Genomic DNA, 15,544 nt, shown 5'->3' with positions numbered 1-15,544 from the left:
CACGCCCAGGGGGACCACAGACAGGCCTGAACCGTCTTCGGTGACGCAGCCTGTGACGAGCCCAGCGAATCGATCCGCGGAATACCGGTGATGCCCGCTCACTGTTCGGGCTTCCCTATCGACACGAACCCAGAGCGACAAGCGCACTGACATACGTTCACTGAAAAGGCCCGACACATGACCCGTTTTGCCTCCTGCCTCTCGACCCTGCTTCTCGTCCTTTTTCTGTTCACCGCTCAATTCGCCTCAGCAGACGAAGGCAGCGCCTCCCCCGACTTCGGCCCGGGGATCCTCAACATACGCTCCCAGTCCATCGCCCAGAGCTTCCGCCTGACCCTGCCCCTGCTGGTGCCCGGTGACATCCCCCGCGGCTGGCAGGTCTTCTCCCAGGCCACCTGGACCAATGTGTGGGCTGAAGACCCAACCTACCTCCTGGACTACGAAATGCTGGACACCACCCTCGGCGTCAGCTACGGCATCAGCGACCGCTTCGGGGTCTCGGTGGTCATGGACAACAGGCGCTACTTCGGTGGGGAGATGGACGGGTTCATCCAGGGATTTCACGATTTGGCGGGGATCGGACAGAACGGCAGGGACAATTACAGCAAGGGCCGTTCCGCCATCACCATCTTCGACCCTGCCACCGGAAACGTGGCGGAAGAGAGGTCCCCGGGGGACTTGAACAACACAGGGGTCAGCCTTTTACTCAACTACACCATGCTCCACAGCCACCCCTTGCTGCCGGACGTCAACATCTACGGGGTGGCACGGTACGCCTTTGAAACAGCAGATGTCATCTCACACGGAGACGAGGTGGACACAGGAGCAGGGCTTGGTTTCGCCAAGCAGGTGTTCTCCGGGATCCACGCTTACGGCATCCTCGGGTACACCCTCTACGGCAGCCAGGAGGCGTCGGAAAAAGAGATCATCGACCTGAAGAGCTACCAGGTCACCGGCCTGTTTGCCCTTGCCTGGCAGGCCACCCCCAGGCTCAGCGCCGTGGGCCAGTACCTCTACTCTTCCTCGGTGGTGGAGAAAATCGGCGGGTTGAAAGAATCGTCCCACGAGGTCCACTTAGGGCTCAAGTACAAGGTATCCCCCCGCACCGGCCTGAATGTTTCCCTCATCGAAAACATCATCACCATGGACAACAGCCCGGATTTCGGGCTTCATGTGGGCTGGTTCATGCGGCTGTGATCCCCGGGGCAGTGACAGGGGCAAAAAAGTCTGATTTGGCCTCTTTTTTGTCAATTCTGCCCCTTCCGCAAGCATGGTGCCTTTGCATATCATTCATTCTGGAATGGAGTCGTAAGCATTTGCCACCCCAGTGGTAACACACACCAGGGCAAGACATGTCAAAGGAGACACCATGGACATCTACGAACAACTTCGGCAACGACTGGCCACAAACCCTGTGGGTGCACCGCCTTCAGAGGCGTTTGATGAGATCCTGCGCATTTTGTTCACCCCCGATGAGGCAACACTGGCCCTGTCGCTCACCTTCCTCCCCCAGCCCGTGGACCGGATTGCCGATAAAACAGGCCTCTCAATGGAAACGGTTCGGGATACCTGTGAAACCATGGCAGACAAGGGAGTGATTTTCAGCCGCGAAAAAAAAGGAGACATGGGCTATTGCCTTCTCCCTGCAATTCCCGGCCTGTTTGAGTTCCCCTTCATGGGCGGCGGGGGCACCCCCATGCATGAGCGTCTTGGGACCCTGTGGGAGACCTACCACATGGAAAGCCAGGGCATGGAGTTTGCCTCAAGCCCGACGCCCCTGATGCGTGTCCTGCCCGTGGAAGAGTCGGTCACCGGCAACGACGAGGTCCTGCCCTATGAGGTCATTACCCGCATGATGGAGAAGAACCACACCTTTGCCCTGGCCGAATGCGCCTGCCGGGTCTCCAGAGGCGAGGAGGCCTGCGACAAACCCACCGATGTCTGCCTGCTCTTTGACGGCATGGCCCGCTTTCTCATCGACCGGAAGCACGCCCGGGAGATCACGCGGGAAGAGGCCCATGCCACCCTGCTCCGGGCAGAAGAGGCCGGCCTTGTTCACACCACCAACAACAGCCAGGACCGCCTGAACCTCATCTGCAACTGCTGTGGATGCTGCTGCACCATTCTCACCTGCCGGACCAAGCTCGACGCCCCCCACCCCTTCTCCACCTCACAATGGTTTGCCCGGGTGGACGAAACCGAGTGCACGGGCTGCGGAATCTGTGCCGATGAGAGGTGCATGCTGGATGCCATCGACACCTCCGGGGATACCGCATCCATCGACGAGGAAAAATGCATCGGTTGCGGCCTGTGCGTCTCCTCCTGTCCCGCAGAGGCAATTGCCATGGAAAAACGGGCCACGGCCCCGCCGCTGCCCGAGACCGGCTCACAGCTGGGAAGCCAGGTCCTCATGGAAAAAGGTCGCCTTGAGGCGTTTATCGAGATGAATACCTGATCGAAAACACCCGGACACGGGGGACAGTGTTTGCAACGGCCCGCCCCCAAAGTGACCAGAGTGGTATCGATCAGACAAAATATGTCCCCTTCACCCAAAGGACTCCCATGGCACACATCACCCTGCTTGCCGCCACAGGCTGTGCGACCTCCTGCATCACCGGCGTCATTGACGCCCTGTCCATCGCCAACCGGTGGCAGGCCCTCGCCGGAGAAAACGGCTCCCACGGGCAGCCGCTTTTCCACTGGGACATCGTCTCCAGGGACGGGCTTACCGTGCAGGGAGAAAACAGGGTCCGCATTGAGCCGCACCGGGCCATGGACGATGTGACGGCAACCGATCTCATCCTCATTCCCGGGTTCATTGCCCCCGCCCATGTGACCCACAAGCCGCCTGCCGAACTGATCACCTGGATCCGGGACTGGCATACACGGGGCGCCACCATCGCCGCCACCTGCACGGGCTCGTTTCTCCTGGCGGAAACCGGCCTCCTTGACGGAAAGGAGGCCACCACCAACTGGGTCTTTGCGCGGTACTTCAAAAAACGCTACCCCAACGTCAGGCTCCTGCCGGAGCGCCTTTTCACCAAAGACGACCGCCTGATCTGCACCGGGGCCACCTCCGCCTACATGGACCTTTGCATGTACCTGATCAAGACATTCGGATCCGAAGAGCTTGCCGCCACCTGTGCCAAGGGGCTGCTCCTGGACCCGAACCGGTCGAGTCAGTCCCCTTTTTTCATCTTTGACTTCCACAAGGCCCATTCAGACCCCACGGTGCTCAAGGCCCAGGCCCTCATGGAAACCCACTACCCCCATCCCCTCTCCATGGAAGCCCTTGCCTCGGAGCTGGCCATCAGCCCGCGCCACTTTGTCCGACGGTTCAAAACCGCCACAGGGGAGACGCCCCTGGCCTACCTTCAGCGGATCCGCATCGAAGCGGCCAAGCAGACCCTTGAGACCACCTCCGAGCCCATCGACGTCATCACGCGGCAGGTGGGCTACGAAGACACCAACTCCTTTCGCAAGCTCTTCAAGAAAAACACGGGGCTCTCCCCCAAAGAGTACAGGGACCGATTCACGAGGCTCCGGAACTGACAGCCGGGGTCTCCTTCTCCCCGGTCATCCCGGCTTCGGCCATGCCCGAGGCAATCAGCCCACAGCACCCTTCGGGGTCTTCAAGGGGCAGCAGGTGACCTGCCGACAGGTCTTCCAGAAAGACGCTCCCCGGGCTGATGCGCTGCCACTGAGCCCAGAGCGCCTCGGTAAAAAAAACCGAAGGCCTGGCCCGCAGGGCAACGCACGGCAGGTTGATTCCGGCGAGCTCTCCCATGACATTGGGGGGCTGGGTGTAGTTGTGGGCCTCCCACACCTTTGGAAAGGCCAGGGACCAGAGACCGTCTGCGGTTTCCATGACACCATGGGTGGCCATGGCCGCAAAGGCCTCATCCCCCAGGCCACTGTACATCCGCTTTCCCCGGCAGTGGGCCAGGTAGGCGTCCCGGCTTTTCCAGGTGTCGGTCTTTTTCAAGGTCCCTTTGGCTGGCTGGGTAAGGTTCATGGCGGCCTTGGGCAGGATGCTGGCAAGGAAAGCCAAGGTTCTGGAGAGCATGGCAGGCTCAATGAGAACCAGCCCCTTGAACAGGTCGGGTCGCCTGGCCGCCGCCAGGATCGTGCAGGTGGCACCCATGGAGTGCCCCATGCCGATCACCGGGGCATCCGCCGTCTGTTCCAGAAAGGAGATAAGATCGTCTGCGTACATCTGCCAGTCCCGCCGGACCGGGGGCGGCCCGACCTTGGGCCAGGTCGGCCGCAGGTCCAGGGTATGCAGGTTCACATGGCCGGTCAAACGAGCCAGCAACGGGGAGTAGACCCCCGTGGGAAAACCGTTGGCCCCGTAAAAGTGGGCCGTGGGGCCGTTGCCCCCGTGGTGGGTCCAGGTTGCGTTGGAAGGCAATGTCATGCGGGTCTCCATTGTTTGCGTTTCTGCCCCTCCCCCAAAGCCCCGCCGAAAACCGGAAAGGGCACTGCATTCCTGCCTCCGCCGGGGCTGTCAGGAGAGAACGTTCCAAAGGGGCTTAGCCCGGATATGTCACGCCTTGGGGCTGATATTCATGGTTATTTCGGCGGTGAATACCTCGATGCCTTCTGTATCCACGATGGAAACAGGCACCGTGATGTCGCTTTCCCCGCTCCAGTCAAGACCGGAGCCGTCTGCCACGGCTCGCAGGTCTGTCTTGGCCTTTTTGAGGTAGCGGACGGACATCCCCACCGGAATCCATCGATGGGTCTCCGGAATGGAGACATCGGTCATGGTGCCCGCCACCAGTTCCGCGGCGTTGCACATGGCAATGGCGTGAACCGACCCCAGGTGGTTTTGCACCTTGGCCTGCTTTTTCACGGACACCTCGGCGTACCCCGGCCTCAAGTCCACGAACATGGGGTCGATGCTCCCGAAGTAGGGGGCAAACTGCACCACCCCGTCGGTGAAGGCTTCATTTCCCATCTGATTGTACATCGTCAATGTTCCACTCATCATAACCTCCTCTCTCGTTGTCTGTGGCAAAAACTGCCCACCATTTATTTCACATGTGTACTATTTACTTTACATGTAAAATAAAAGTCAACCAAAGAGAAGAAGCCTGCCATGGGGCTCCTTATGTTTGTCTCACATCAACACGCCTCGAGCCGGCAGGGCACAAAGCGGTGAAGCGGGGTGCCGATGGGATCACGGTGGGTGCTTTTTGTCAGGTCGTTGACGTTGAACCCCGTGATCTGGCCGTTGTAGTTCAGGCCGAACCCGTGGGGAATAAGCACCATGCCCTCCCGCACGTCGTCTTTGACCTCCAGCTCGCCCACGGCAGATCCCGCCTCGGTGGTGACCCGCACGGAATCACCGTCGATAAGGCCAAGCGTCTCCGCCAGTGCAGGGCTTACGGCAATGGTGCACCCACGTTTTCCCTTGAGCCATTCGGGGTTGCGAAGCTGGGTGTTCATGGTGGTCATGCGGTGGCGGCCCGCGTTGAGGACCAGGGGAAAGGCGTCGGTAAGGGCAAGGTCCCGGGCTTCGGTGTCGGCGTCAAGGGCCATGGCCTCGGCTTCCAGCTCGGGGATCACCAGCTCGATCTTGCCTGAAGGGGTCTTGACCTCGGCCAGGTTGCTCTCTGCATCCATGGTCCCCACCCAGAGCCCTTGGGGGGTGTCGAGGATCGTTTGAAAGATCCGGTCCCCCATGTCCATGCCGGTTTCAAATCCCAGGCGCGCGGCGTTTTTGCGAAATGCCTTGGGGGCCGTCATCATCATGCCCCAGAAACCGGCAAGGGCCGAACTGTCCCATGCTTCCCCCAGGGTCTTGCCCAGAATGAAGAGCATCTTGGGAAAATACTCGGGATGGGTCCCCACCCACGCCATGAGGGCAGCCCCAAAGGTCATGCGGTCCTTGTGGGCCGCCGTCATAACCTCTTCCGGGATCTCGGGGATGAGGCCCATCTTGTCGGCCAGGCGGGTGAAGATCTGGGAGGACTCCAGCTGATCCCCCTCGGGCTTGACCACGGGGCGGCGCATCTGAAAGTAGACGTTGGGAAAGCTCCAGGGGAAAAAGGTGCCGTCGTACGCTTCGTAAAAACTCCGGCAAGGGAGCACGTAGTGGGCTTTTCGGGCGGTCTCGCTCATGACCATGTCGTGGACCACGAGGAGATCCAGATTCTCGAAGGCCGTCTCCAGGGCCTTTGTATCCGGCCAGGAACGCAAGGGGTTGCAGACGCTCACGATGGCGGCGCGGATCCGGTCCGGGTGGTCGGTGAGGATCTCTTCGGGCAGGGCGCAGGCGGGAAACGAGCCCGCGGCCGCAGGGGGCAGCCCGGAGACAGCGGTCTTCCACACCTTGGGGTTTCGCTCGTCCGCGTGGTAGCCCAGGGGCATCACCATGCCGGGGATGATGTTGCCGCCCCTCTGGCCGAAGATCCCGCAGACGCAGCCCAGGATGTTGAGAAGGTAGGAGTTGAGGGTGCTGTGCCGTCCCATGAAAATCCCCAGGTCCGGGTGAAAGGCCCAGCGTCTGGTGGTCATGAGGTGGCAAAGGTCAAAGACGGTATCGTAGGAGAGCTCGCAGACGGCCAGGGCGGCCCGGGCGTCAAAGGCCTGGAACCAGGGTTTGACGGCATCCCACCCGTCGGTATGGGCCGAAAGGTAGGCCTCGTTTTCCCACCCCTGTTCCACAATGATGGCGATCATGGCCTTCACCAGCAGGGCGTCGGTGCCCGGCCTCAGGGCCAGGTGGATATCAGCGATGCGGGCGGTTTCGGATTTTCGGGGGTCAACCGAGACCAGCAGGCGATCCGGGTCTTTGCTGATCCCTTTAAGAACCAGGGGCGCCCGGGGCATTTGATGGCTCTCCATGCCGTTCCAGCCCCAGGCCACCAGCATTTCGGTTTCATGGTCATCCGGGCCGGTGAGGATGTACTGCTTGCCGAACATCCGCCCCTGAACCCACCAGGTGCCGCTGAACTCCTGGCCCGCCGAGGTGTAGAGATTCTGGGAGCCCAGGCATTTCATCAGACTCACCCCAAAGCCCGCCTCCATGTGTCCTCCCTGGGCGCTGGCCCCCATGTAGGCAAAGGACCTCGGCCCGTGGGCATCCACCGTGGCCGTGAGCTTCTCCGCAATTTCGGTCAAGGCCTGGTCCCAGGAGACGGGAACAAACTCGCCCCCCACCTTTTTCAAGGGCTGGGTCAGCCGATCCGCCGGGTACTGGTGATACAAGACATTCATGCCCTTGCGGCAGGCATACCCCTGGCTGCGCGGGTTGTCCTTGTCCGGCCTCACCTTCACCATGCGGTTGCCCTCAACCAACACCTCCAGCCCGCAGTTCTGCGCGCAAAGCACGCACCCTGTCTTGTGCCACGTCCCCATGATCGGCCTCCTTGATTGTCTGCTTAGTCTGAATCGCTGTTGTCCCTCCGGCGAGGGGGTGCCATGCAACGGAATACAAGTCGCGAAAACGAATAGGTCATGCGTTGGGGAGGTGCCCCTTCACATGCGTTTCGCAAAGAATCGGGCTCTTGCCCCTTTTCCCCGGTCTTTCTTGGAAAAAAGGGCACCCCAAATGTACCCCCGGTGCACGCCGTCGAAAAGAGGCAGATACGACAAATAGCAGGCCATATCAGACAAGAAGGTCATCCTCCCCAGGGTCAACGCATGTAAACATTCAGTTGCCTCCGGCGGGTCGCTTTTTGAAAAAAGCTCCGCAAAAATTTTCCGGTAATCGGTAATAAAAAAAGAAGAGGAGCTATGCCTTGCAGGGAGGCATCCTCAAAAAACAAAACCCGTGTGTCAAACGTTTGGGCCCGGCAGGACAGGGCCATACGGAAATCGGGGCAGCCCGGGACCAGTTCGGGAGGTATGAAGGTGGAATCCTGCCGTAAACTGTTGTGATGTCCCGATGCTGCCCCGGTCGCTGCCGGGAGCGCGGTGCAAGGGCGCGCTCCCTGTCATGACCGGCCATGTTGGTGAGACATGCCCGGCCAAAGGGGGATCAGATGATCAGCCACTCCACGCCGAAGGAGATGTCCAGGGTCTCTTTCTCCATTTTAACGCCTTTTTCCGTGGTGTAGCTGTCGTAAAAATAGGGGGCCGCCGAAAGGCTGAAGGAGAGGGTGTCGCTGTGGCGGTACTTCACGCCTGCGGCCACGGTCTGGTACTCAAGCTTGGGGTTGACGTAGTAGTAGCCGGTTCGCTCCAGGTCGTCTTTGGGGTCGCATGTGATGTACCCCAGGCTCAGGGTCCACTTCGGGGTGGCGTCGTACTCCACCCCTGCGGCCACATAGTAACCGTTGCCCATGTTCTCCTCGGCGCCGCTCCGGTCGGCGTCCTTTTGCCAGGCCACCACACCGTCGGCCGCCACTCGCCACCTCGGGGTAAGGCGATACATGACCCCCACGGCGGTCTGTGCGGGAAAATCAAGGCGCATCTTAGAGCCCTCAGAGGCCCCGTTAAGCATGTTCAGGGCCCCCAGGAGCATGGGATTGCCTTCAAAGGTGTCGATCTCATACTCCATCTTGGTCCGCATCTCGTGCCGCAGGGAAAGGGCCAGTCGATCCGTGGCCTTCCAGGAAAGACCGAACACCGGGGCCGCCCCCGTGGCGTCCTGGGAGAGGTCCAGCACCTCCCCCCCGTCAACCTCAACCTCCTGAATTCCGTAAAGCACGCGCACCCCGCCCGAAACAGCCAGGCTGTCGGAAAGCTGCCAGGAGACACCGGTTGTGAGCCCCGGCACCAGGTAGGTAAACTCCGTCTCCTTTTTCAGGATCGCGTCCAGTGGGTGACCGGGGATGAGGACAAAGCCGTCGCCATAGTCCACGATGCCGAGGCCGCCGAAGACGGCCGTTCCCAGGTACATGCCGAGGCGGCCTTTGCGGTAGACTGCGTTGGGAAGGGCAAGAAAGGAGGGGGTGGTGGTCTCGTAGGTGGTACCGTCGTAGGTATGCTGCCACTCTTTTAAACAGGCTTTCACGGAAAGCCCCACATGAAAGCCATCCTGCAGCCAGGCCGTGCCGGCCGGGTTGTAAATGGCGGTGTCCGAGGAGTCAAAACTGGCCGTACGGGCCGGCATCCGGGTAAAGTCGGCCGTGAGGCTCGACTGATTGTCCACCATGCTTGCCACGGCAGAGGTCGTCATGAAAAGAACCGCCAGCACACCGCTTCCAACACGCAAAACAAAATCCTTCATACCTTCACGCTCCTTGAAATAGATGGGTTAACGCGCCACACAGAATCACTGTTTACTCGCGCCAACCTATTTCAAGAACGATGCCAGCATTGAACACACTGAAAACATGATGCATTGGAAAGACTGGTTCTCAGGCCCTGCCAAATATGGCAACCCTTTCATCCCAAATATGGTGGATATCCAACATGATGGGGCTTGTTCAGGGCACTGTCGCATCCGGAGTGAAGGTTCCCTTCGTCTCTTCACGCCAGCGAATCCCGAAATCCACACCGAGCTTTTTCATGCGGGCCCTCAGGGTATTGGGCTTGACCTGGAGGAGCTCGGCGGCGCCACCCCGTCCCTGGACCCTTCCGCCCGCTGCTTTCAGGGCCCTTTCCATGGCACGCCTTGTCACCACATCCAGGGGTTCCACGCGGGGCTTTTCCGCGGCCACAACCTCACCTGTATCGGCCACGGGAACCAGCCCGTCAAACAGGAGGCGCCCCCCGGGGCGAAGGATCATCTCCCGCTCTACCACATTTTGAAGCTCCCGCACATTGCCGGGCCAGTCATAGGCCACAAGCCGCCCCAAGGCGATATCGTCCACGGCGGCGGCCGCCGAGAGCTTCAGCTCCTGCTGCTTGACGCCCACAAAGTGGCGGACCAGGGCCGGGATGTCCCCTTTTCGCTGCCGCAGAGGGGGGACCGTAACCGGAAAGACATTGAGGCGAAACCAGAGATCCTTTCGAAACGATCCCTGTGCCACCATGGCCTCCAGATTCCGGTGGGTGGCCGAGATCACGCGCACATCGACCTTTACCGGACGCACCCCTCCCACCCGTTCGATCTCCTGGTTCTGGAGCACCCGGAGAAGACGAACCTGGGCCGCATGGGGAAGCTCGCCCACCTCATCAAGGAAAATCGTGCCCCCGCTGGCCCGCTCAAAACGCCCCTTGTGGTCCTTGGTGGCCCCGGTAAAGGCCCCTTTCTCGTGTCCGAACAGCTCCGAGTCCAAGAGGCTGTCATGGATGGCCCCGCAGTTTACCTTGATAAAAGGGCCGTCGCGTCGATCCGACGCGTTGTGGATGGCGTTTGCCACGACCTCCTTGCCGACCCCGGTCTCCCCGAGGATCAGCACGGGGCTGTCGGTCCGGGCCACGCGGGCCGCCATACCCATGGCCTGCTTCAGCCCACCCGTGGCACCGACCACCTTGCCGTCTGCATCGTCCCGAAGCTCGCATTGGAAAAACCGGCAGTCATCCCGCAAGGTCTCCTGATGCTCTAAAAGCACGAGGTGCTTTCGCCAATTGGCCATGGAAACGGAAAAGGGGGGCTGGAGAAGCGTGAGGAGTTCAATCTCCCGGTCGGAGAAGGTGACCGGCGCCGTGGAGGTCAGGATCAGGAGCCCCAGCAGCTCATCCCCCACGGTAAGGGTCATCAAAAGGCAGGACAAGTCGGGAATAAACCCGAAATGGCGACGGCAAAGGGTCTGGACAATGGGCTCTGCCGTGGAGAGGTCTTCAATGACCAGGACCGGCGGGCCGGTTTCCATGATCTCAAAGAGGCCGTCCCGCTCGGTTTTGGAGTAAGCGGCCTCGTTCAAAAAGGGGATAAAGGGCTCGCCCTCCCGGTGGGAGGATGCCACCACCACGCCCCGCCCTTCGTCCTCCTTAAAATAGGAGACCGAAACGTGGTCAAAACGGATATGGGCCCTTGCGTACTCAAGGAAAGCGTCCAGGGCCTCCTGGATATCCAGGCTGCCGCAGATGCGCAGTGTCGCCTCGCGAAAAAACTGATTCTCGTCCACCGTTAAAACACACCTCCTCACACGAATTGTTCCACCCACACCCGTGGGACCCACGGATCATCGGTCTTTACCGTACAAAACCCGTGCCAGTTCCCGCCCGCGCGCCTGCACCGCCACGACTCCCGGTTTTAAGGCCACTCCCATATATCTCAGTTTCACATGACAAATATGGGAGAGCCACCATATATGGGAGCGCGTTTCAGGTGCTGGGTTTCAACGCCTTTCGATCCGCATCCCGCAGGTGCCGCAGAGAAAATGGACGGTAAAGCGCCCCTTTTCGTTTTCAAGGACCAGGGGCTCTGCCTGGTTCCCCCTGCCATTGCAGAGGCCCAGGGTTTCCCGGATGCAGTGGCGGGTCTCCATGACGGTGACCGCACCGTCCGGCTCCACGGCTTCAAAGGCGGGCTCCACGGAGGTTACCCCCCGTCGGGTGTAAAAGCTACGGGCCAGGGCATTGACCACGTTTGCCTTGTAGGTGAGACAGGTCTCAGGAAAGGGCACCACGGGCCGCTCCACGGGCTCCGAGTCCCGCACCGGAAGGGTATTGGCCTCGTTCAGGAGAAGGGCCACCACCTCGCGGCGCAGGCGGTTGATCTCGGAAACCGGGATGAACAACGGGGGAAGGTTAAGGGTGAGCCCACGAAGGTAAAAGGGGGTTCCCCCCAGCTTGGCAAGCTGGGTCTCCAGGGTCTTGCGGGCCTTCTCTTTGTCCCGGGCCGGGACCTGCTCCACACCGAACCAGTGGGTAACGTTGCGGCCGGTTTCATCGCCTGCGGCAATCCAGAGGCCGTCTTTGACCTCCTTGATGGACAGGTCCAGGGCAAGGCGCCGTTCGGCGCTCTCTTTTTCCAGGAGTTTCAAAAACGCATGGTCATAGTTGCGGTAGAGCACCGCGCCCTTGAACAGGCCGGTCTTGGCCACGGGCTGGCTGGGCCGGATAAGCCCTCCGTCCACACGGTTGGCCTTGATGCCCTTGAGGTTTCCCGATTGATCCAGAAAGCAGAGGCCGTCGCCGTTCACCACGGGAGTCCGCCCTTTGTCCGTTTTCAGGGTCACATGATCCTTTGCCACGTGCACCACGGTTCCCATGCGTTCCCCCATGGCCTTGGGCGTGTCCGGGGAGGCCACCTTTCCCCGTTTGCCGGAGAGATAATAGTCGGTCCCTCCGCGGAAAAAACTCTTCTCCGGGTTGGGGGTAAAATGGTGGGTCACCTTGCCGAAGGAGGCCCGGGTTGCCCCGGCACGACGCTCAAGCTCCCGGTCCAGGGCCTGTCGGTAATAGGCGGTGACATTTTTCACATAGTCCGCGGATTTGAGCCGCCCTTCGATTTTAAAGGAGGAGATGCCCGCATCCAGCATGTGCCCGATGTGAGCGGAACGGTCCATGTCCTTTAAGGAGAGAAGATGACGGCCTGTGCTGAGCACCTTGCCGGACGCCTCTTTCAGGTCCCAGGCAAGGCGGCAGGGCTGGCCGCAGGTTCCGCGGTTGGCGCTTCGCCCGCCCAGGGCGGCGCTCATCCAGCACTGACCGCTGAAGCTCACGCAGAGGGCACCGTGCACAAAGGCTTCCAGGGCAACCGTGGTGGCATCGGCAATGGCCCGGATCTCGGCCAGGGAGAGCTCCCGGGCGAGGATCACCCGTTGGAACCCGGATTCCTCCAGAAACTTCGCCCGCTCCGGGGTCCGGTTGTCGGTCTGGGTGGAGGCGTGCAGGGCAATGGGCGGCAGGTCCATCTCCAGAAAGGCCATGTCCTGAATGATGAGGGCGTCCACCCCGGCGTTCCAGAGGGCCACGGCCTGCTCCCGGGCCGCCTCCAGCTCCCCGTCAAAGAGCAGGGTGTTCATGGTGGCATGCACGGAAGCCCCGTAGAGGCGGGCGTGGGCGCACAGCGCCTCAATGTCGGCCAGGGTGTTTCCGGCGGCGGCCCGGGCACCGAATTTCGGGGCCCCGATATAGACCGCATCCGCGCCGTGATTGATGGCTTCTTTGCCGCAGGCCAGATCACGGGCCGGGCTCAATAGTTCGATTCGTGTTTTATCCATGATACATCCTGAAAGGGTCAGACCATAAAAGGCCGAAGCCCAGAGCTTCGACCTTAATCTTATCTGTATACCAGATGCCGCGGTGACCTGTCACTTTTTATGGGCACTGCCCGCCGAGCCGTTCCCTGATATCTTCGCCTCTGTGTTCGCAGCCCATTTATGACTACCCACATATTTCTTACCAAATAACTACACATTAAAAAAAGTCGACATGACAAACACAGCCACGCACTCATCTTAGCGCCCCCCTAACATTCCCCTAAGGACAAGGTTTCACGTCGAATACAGCCCTAAAAAAATCTCTGCCCCTAACACGCCGTTATTTCATAACTCCATACCGACGCCCCAAAACAAGTCAATTTTTTCTCTCAAAACACGCGAAATCAGGTCGATATAAATAGTATCTTTTTTGACCATGACCATTCCGGAGAAACGCCATCGATGTTGAAACGAATGAAGTTAAGAGGAAAAATCGTCTTTCTTATCTCTCTCACAGCCTTTATCACCTTCAGTGTGTCCATTGCCGTCATGACGACAAAAACACACCGCATGGCAAAGGAGGACGCCCAAGCCAAGGGCACCGAGATGGCCTACCGCTACGCCAATGAGGTAAAAGTCATCCTGGAAGAGCCCATGGAAGGGTCCAAGGCCCTGGCCTACGCCTTCATGGGTATGAAAAAAGCGGGAAACATCCCGGACAGGGAGGTTCTGACCAACCTGCTCAAGGGGCTGGTGGAAAACGACGCCAATCTGGAAAGCCTCTGGGCCTGCTTTGAACCCGATGCCCTGGACGGTCGGGATGCCGAGTATGCGGGCTCCGCCCACCATGACGACACCGGCCGGTACATCCCCTACATCTTCCGCACCGGCGGAGCCCTCACCGTGGATCAACTCCGGGACTACATGATCCCGGAGACCAACAACTACTACGTCATTCCCCAGCGCACCGGCAAACCATACGTCACCCCGCCCACGGTCTACCACATTGGAGAGACGGGCATGGACGTGGTACTCACCAGCATGGTGACCCCCATCAGGCACGGCGGACAAACCATCGGGGTCGTGGGCCTGGACATTGAGCTCAAGGCTCTCTCGGACCTGGTCTCCGCCATCACGCCCTACGGCACGGGAAGCGCCGCCATCGTGGCCAACAACGGCACCTTTGCCGCCCACCCGGACAAAGAGCGCATCGGCAAGGCCATGGGGGAAGGGGGCCAGTGGCGCAGCGCCATGGAAGCGGTGAAGGCCGGCAGGCCCTACACCTTCACCGACCACTCCGAGGCCCTGGACACGGACACCCGGCAGATCCTCGTCCCCATTGAGGTCGGGACCACGGGCAGCCCCTGGTCGTTCCTCGTCACCCTGCCCATGGACAAGGTGATGGCAAACGCCCGAAGCATCCTTTTGACCAACATCACCATCGGGCTCGTCTCCTTTCTTATTTTCGCCGCCGTGGCCTGGGCCATCGCCAACTCCATTGTGGCACGCATCAAGGAAAACGCCCTGATGATGAACGACATCGCCGAAGGCGAAGGGGACCTGACCAAACTCCTCCAGGTGCGGTCCACAGACGAAATCGGGGAACTCTCCTCGGGCTTCAACCGCTTCATGGAAAAACTCCAGGTCCTCATCCGGGATGTGGCCGCAGGGGTCGCCTCGGTGAGCGATGCCTCCACGGGCCTTTTGTCCATGTCCGAAGAGCTGGCCCAGAGCGCGGGGACCACCTCTTCACGCACCACCCAGGTGGACCGGGCCACCCAGGACATGACCGACCGGATGGCGGGTGTGGCTGCCGCCATCGAACAGGCCTCCGCCAACATCGCCATGGTGGCCACGGCCACGGAGGAGATGTCCGCCACCATCGGCGAAATCGCCAAAAACACGGAAACAGCCCGGGGCATCTCCGCCACGGCCCTTGAACGCACCCACGGCACCTCCCAGGAGATGGAAGCCCTCCAAAGCGCCGCCGAAGAGATCGGCAAGGTGACAGAGACCATCACCGATATCTCCGAGCAGACCAACCTGCTGGCCTTAAACGCCACCATTGAGGCGGCACGGGCCGGGGAAGCAGGCAAAGGGTTTGCCGTGGTGGCCCATGAGATCAAAGAGCTGGCGTCCCAGACCGCCGAGGCCACCCTGGGGATAAAATCCATTGTGGAAAGCGTCCAGTCCACGGCCACAACCTCCACCACCGGTATGCAGGAGATCACCACGGTCATCGGCGAAGTCAACGACATCGTCTCAACCATCGCAGGAGCCGTGGAAGAGCAATCCGCCGCCACAAGCGAAATTGCGGAGAACGTCAGCCAGGCCTCACAGGGTATTGCCGAGGTCAATGAAAACGCCGCCGGAATCAGCGCCATGGCTGGCGACATCGGCACAGCCGTTGTGGATGTCAACAAGGGGGCCGAAGGGGTGACCCACATCGGGGAATCCCTGCAGGCCAGCGCCGGGGACATGCGGGCCATGGCCGATCAACTCGGCAGCCTGGTGGGGCGCTTCAAGGTGTCCTAAAAAAAAGCCGATGTCCACGG

General features: G+C 60.5%; 10 protein-coding genes. 4 read left to right on the top strand and 6 right to left on the bottom strand.

The annotated features are described in order from the left end of the window. The first annotated feature begins 177 nt into the window (after positions 1-177). From ACOYW0_RS17665 to ACOYW0_RS17655, 3 genes are all read left to right on the top strand, one after another. Positions 178-1,197 (top strand): DUF3187 family protein, encoded by a 1,020-nt coding sequence (locus ACOYW0_RS17665; RefSeq protein WP_482415127.1) that lies wholly within the window; start codon positions 178-180, stop codon positions 1,195-1,197. Positions 1,198-1,369: 172 nt separating this feature from the next. Beyond that, positions 1,370-2,455 carry a 4Fe-4S binding protein gene (locus tag ACOYW0_RS17660; protein ID WP_482415126.1) on the top strand — a complete coding sequence of 362 codons (1,086 nt, stop codon included), beginning with the start codon at positions 1,370-1,372 and terminating at the stop codon, positions 2,453-2,455. 107 nt (positions 2,456-2,562) lie between these two features. After that, the gene (locus ACOYW0_RS17655) at positions 2,563-3,552 is read left to right on the top strand and encodes a GlxA family transcriptional regulator (RefSeq protein WP_482415125.1); all 990 of its coding nucleotides are present in this window, start codon (positions 2,563-2,565) and stop codon (positions 3,550-3,552) included. Here ACOYW0_RS17655 and ACOYW0_RS17650 read toward each other — a convergent pair. The 6 genes from ACOYW0_RS17650 to ACOYW0_RS17625 form a co-directional block, all read right to left on the bottom strand. Beyond that, the gene (locus tag ACOYW0_RS17650; protein ID WP_482415124.1) at positions 3,533-4,417 is read right to left on the bottom strand and encodes an alpha/beta fold hydrolase; all 885 of its coding nucleotides are present in this window, start codon (positions 4,415-4,417) and stop codon (positions 3,533-3,535) included. The two genes, ACOYW0_RS17655 and ACOYW0_RS17650, sit on opposite strands and share 20 nt — an antisense overlap. 129 nt (positions 4,418-4,546) lie before the next feature. After that, the gene (locus tag ACOYW0_RS17645) at positions 4,547-4,993 is read right to left on the bottom strand and encodes a hotdog fold domain-containing protein (RefSeq protein WP_482415123.1); all 447 of its coding nucleotides are present in this window, start codon (positions 4,991-4,993) and stop codon (positions 4,547-4,549) included. Between the two features lie 134 nt (positions 4,994-5,127). Beyond that, positions 5,128-7,365 carry a molybdopterin-containing oxidoreductase family protein gene (locus ACOYW0_RS17640; protein WP_482415122.1) on the bottom strand — a complete coding sequence of 746 codons (2,238 nt, stop codon included), beginning with the start codon at positions 7,363-7,365 and terminating at the stop codon, positions 5,128-5,130. 622 nt (positions 7,366-7,987) lie between these two features. Next, positions 7,988-9,181, bottom strand: coding sequence for an OmpP1/FadL family transporter (locus tag ACOYW0_RS17635; protein WP_482415121.1), 1,194 nt, complete (start codon positions 9,179-9,181; stop codon positions 7,988-7,990). Between the two features lie 199 nt (positions 9,182-9,380). Continuing rightward, positions 9,381-10,967 carry a sigma 54-interacting transcriptional regulator gene (locus ACOYW0_RS17630; RefSeq protein ID WP_482415120.1) on the bottom strand — a complete coding sequence of 529 codons (1,587 nt, stop codon included), beginning with the start codon at positions 10,965-10,967 and terminating at the stop codon, positions 9,381-9,383. A gap of 213 nt (positions 10,968-11,180) precedes the next feature. Then, complete coding sequence (locus ACOYW0_RS17625; protein WP_482415119.1) at positions 11,181-13,010, bottom strand: peptidase U32 family protein; 1,830 nt, start codon at positions 13,008-13,010, stop codon at positions 11,181-11,183. Positions 13,011-13,451: 441 nt separating this feature from the next. Between ACOYW0_RS17625 and ACOYW0_RS17620 the strand changes: the two genes are divergently transcribed. Continuing rightward, on the top strand, positions 13,452-15,524 hold the full coding sequence (locus ACOYW0_RS17620) for a methyl-accepting chemotaxis protein (RefSeq protein ID WP_482415118.1): 2,073 nt from the start codon (positions 13,452-13,454) through the stop codon (positions 15,522-15,524). The last annotated feature ends 20 nt before the right edge of the window (positions 15,525-15,544 follow it).

This window comes from Desulfoluna sp. HI9BLuna (genome assembly GCF_056829775.1).
The sequence above is the reverse complement of the archived record's forward strand: the minus strand, read 5'-3'. Positions and strand labels throughout refer to the sequence as shown.